The sequence below is a fragment of the Flavobacteriales bacterium genome (genome assembly GCA_019694795.1).
Lineage (GTDB): Bacteria > Bacteroidota > Bacteroidia > Flavobacteriales_D > UBA2798 > UBA2798.
Window position 1 is genome coordinate 1 of record JAIBBF010000114.1, and the last position, 3,725, is coordinate 3,725.

At 39.5% G+C, this 3,725-nt stretch carries 3 protein-coding genes; 1 reads left to right on the plus strand and 2 read right to left on the minus strand.

All coding sequences use genetic code 11. The features are described from left to right. Both K1X56_15010 and K1X56_15015 read right to left on the minus strand, forming a co-directional pair. Positions 1-1,438, minus strand: a 1,438-nt coding sequence (locus K1X56_15010; GenBank protein ID MBX7096029.1) for a tetratricopeptide repeat protein, incomplete at its 3' end; no start/stop codon positions are given. 38 nt (positions 1,439-1,476) lie between these two features. Then, positions 1,477-2,643 (minus strand): proline dehydrogenase family protein, encoded by a 1,167-nt coding sequence (locus tag K1X56_15015; GenBank protein MBX7096030.1) that lies wholly within the window; start codon positions 2,641-2,643, stop codon positions 1,477-1,479. A 124-nt stretch (positions 2,644-2,767) separates the two neighbouring features. Between K1X56_15015 and aroB the strand changes: the two genes are divergently transcribed. After that, a partial coding sequence (aroB, locus tag K1X56_15020) for a 3-dehydroquinate synthase (protein MBX7096031.1) occupies positions 2,768-3,725 on the plus strand: 958 nt, incomplete at its 3' end.

A 3,725-nucleotide genomic window follows, 5' to 3' on the forward strand; every position in this document is an offset into this window, starting at 1 on the left:
AATCGCGGGCAATGCGACTCCTTTCCTTTTCGAGGTTGGCAATTAATTGCTGACTAAAACGCTCTTGTTCCTTGCGGATGTTCCGCTGATTACGGATGTAGAAAACAATAAACAACAAAATTAATATGGCAACAGAAGCAAAGATTAAGATACGGATACGAACCTTTTTCAATTGATTTTCCGATTCAAGAAGTAAACTCTTATTTTTTTCCTGTTCCAGTTGATATTCTTTTTTCTCAACATCATATTCCACCTGTAGTTCATTGAACATTCTGTTGCTACGTGTTTCTTTTAAACTATCATCTAAATCGCGATAGGTTTTATATTCCTTGAGCGCCAATTCAAACAAATTCATTTTTTCATATACACGATAAAGCACGCGATGAGAAAATGCGCGGTCCTCCAGATTTTTACTCACTAATGCAACCTCTCTTGCTTCACTGGCAAGGTGAATGGCTTCATTGTAATTTTTCAATTCAATCATCACCTGTGCTTTTCCAAGTAAAGCCTTACTTAATTCAAATTTCATGTTATTGCTCTCCAATACCTGAATTGCAGAGTCGAGGTAAGCAATTGATTCGTCACTTCGCTTTACCTGAAGGAGAACAGAGCTGTAATTGATAAAAGCTACGGCTAATTCTTTGGGGTGATTAATAGCATGGGCATATTGAACAGCAGCTTTAAAATGGGATAAACCTTCATCGGTTTTATTTAAACGTAAATAAACAAGACCAATGTTGTTTTGAATATGTCCACCCAATCTCGGATTGTTAATGCGGTTGGTGATTTCGAGTCCACGTTCAAAATCCGCCAGTGCTTCTTGTGTTTTATCGCTGTTCAGTTTTAATAATCCAATGTTGTTTAATAATACAGCAGTGTAATAATCTAACTTGTTTTCTTCGGCAGTACGCAAACCATTCAGGTAGTTTTTCATGGCTTCGTCCGACTTATTATTCCGCTCACTGATTAAAGCCAATGCATTATAACATTCAATTTCATTGGCAGGATCCTTTTCCTGTTTTGCTTCTTCGAGAATGGACTGAAAATGTTGTTCAGCTTCTTCGGTTTTTCCTTCTGTTTCTTCCAGATACGTTAACCGGATTCTTGCCAGTCGGAGCACCTTAGTATTATTTCCGTTATAAGCGAGGTAATACGCTTTATTAAATTCTTCTTCAGCTTTTTTAAAATTCTGACTGTAATAAAAATAGTTTCCGTAAAAAATATGAATCTCTGCTTCTTTTCCTTTGTCGCCCATTTTTTGAGCCAGACGAATAGCCTCTCCTCCCGATTTGTAAACCAAGGCAGAATCGTAATAGGAATCGAGTTGGACTTTCTTTTTTAATTCTTCAAATAATCGTTCATCCGTACTTTGTGCCGGCGAAACGAACGGAAGCAGGAGAAAACAGAAACAAAGCAGTTGAATAAGACGATTTCCCATAAGTGCAAAGGTCAAGGGAATATAAGAAAGAAAATCTGTTATTTGGATTTTCTTCTTTTTCTTTCTGCAATAATGAGGTTTAATTCTCTTCCGGTTTGACCCTTAACGCTGGTGTTTTCCTCAGCGCGGCGAATGAGGTAGGGGAGGACTTCCTTAACGGGTCCATAGGGCACATATTTAACCACATTGTATCCCGCTTTGGCCAGATTATAGCTGATGTGGTCGCTCATGCCTAAAAGTTGAGCAAAATAAATTCGTTTGTCGGATTTACTGATGTTGTTTTTCTCAAGTAATTCAGTCAAAAACAAAGAACTCTTTTCATTGTGCGTTCCTGCACAAATAGATACTTTATCGATGTGTTGAATTGAAAATTCAAGGGCTTTATTGTAATCGGTATCCGAAGCGTTTTTGTCCTTTTGAATAGGGTCTGCATAATTTTTTTCTATCGCTCTGGCACGTTCCTTTTCCATATAAGCGCCACGAACAATTTTCATTCCTACGTAATAACCACCATTTCTTGCACGATCGAGCGATTTCGAAAAGTAGTCCAGCCGATCATGTCTGTACATTTGCAGGGTGTTATAAACAATGGCTTTTTGTTTATTGTATTTAGCCATCATTGCTTCTGCCAATCCATCAATGGCATCCTGAATCCAGGTTTCTTCTGCGTCGATAAATACAGGTGTATCCGATTGATAAGCTTCGCTGCAAATTTGATCTACACGCTTTACGGCCCTCAGGTATTCTTGTTTTTCTTCATCGCTTAATTCTGCTCCACTACTTATTTTTTCCAGCAATCCGAATCGGGCAACGCCTGTGGTTTTAAACACACAAAAAGGAATATTCGGGTTTCCTTTAGCTACGGTGGCAGTACGGGTAATCTCATTGGCAGTTTTATCCAGATCTTCTTCCGAATTTTTACCCTCGGCCGAATAATCCAGAATGGTACCAATGCCATATTTACCCAAATCTTCCACTTTAGCAAAGCATTCCTGAATGTTTTCCCCACCGCAAAAATGACGGAAAATGGTTCGTTTTACCATTCCAGTTATCGGAAGGTGAATTTTAAAGGAGAAAACAGTAAGATGCTTACCAAGTTTTACAAGCCATGGACGAGAAACGAGTTTAAAAAGAAAATAAGCTCTCTTAAGGTCTTTGTCGCTCTTGCCTGAAAAAGCAATCTCTGTGTTTTCGAAAGAAATCATGGGAAATATGTGTGGGGCAAATATAAACAGCCAAAGGGAATTCCATCATTCAATTTTCATGATTTTCGGCAGTCCGGATTAAATCATTTCATTAAATTGCATTCCCAAGCTGAAATCCCTTACCATGGCTGCTCCCGGTTCTTCTTCACACCCCATTTATGTTGGTCCACTGGCCGAGAGTTCATTGCCTAAACTGCTTGCTTCTCCGGAATTTAAAACGGCTAAAAAGTTCATTTTGGCAGACGAAAATTCAATTCATTTCTGCCTGCCTTTATTGCTGGATCAGGTGGAGGCACTGAGGGAAGCAGAGATCATCGAAATTGAAAGTGGTGAGCAGAATAAAAACATTGAAATTTGTCACCGTATTTGGGAAGTCCTTTCCGAAATGGAGGCCGACCGGCATTCGGTTTTGATTAATCTGGGTGGTGGCGTAATTGGCGATCTGGGTGGATTTATTGCTTCAACATTTAAACGTGGAATACGGTTTATTCATATTCCAACCACTCTCCTTGCACAAGTGGATGCCTCTATCGGTGGAAAAGTTGGTGTTGATCTGGGATCATTGAAGAATCAGGTGGGACTTTTTTCAAATCCTCACGCTGTTTTTGTCGATTACCGCTTTTTGAAAACCTTACCCAAGCGCGAAGTGTTATCGGGATTTGCTGAGGTGATTAAACATGCTTTGATTGCCGATGTGGAATACTGGAATTTATTGCAGCATTTCGATTTGTCGGTACAACATGACTGGAATGAAATTGTACTCAAAAGCATAGAAATAAAATCGAATGTTGTAAAAGAGGATCCCCACGAAAAGGGACGAAGAAAGATCTTGAATTTCGGTCACACCATTGGTCACGCCCTTGAAAGTTTTTTTCTGGAGCAGGGACAACATTCCGTCACCCACGGTGAAGCAGTTGCCATAGGGATTATTTGTGAGTGCTGGCTTTCTCATCGTTACCGAAAACTTCCGCTGGAGCAATTCAATGCCATTGTTCATCTTATTACCAATTGGTTTCCGCATTATCCCATCGATGAAATGGATTTTCACCGGTTGATTGAGTTGATGCGAAATGATAAGAAGA

Coding starts and splice junctions, on each gene's coding strand:
- K1X56_15015 (MBX7096030.1), bottom strand. CDS start 2,643: ATGATTTCTTTCGAAAACACAGAGATTGCTTTTTCAGGCAAGAGCGAC.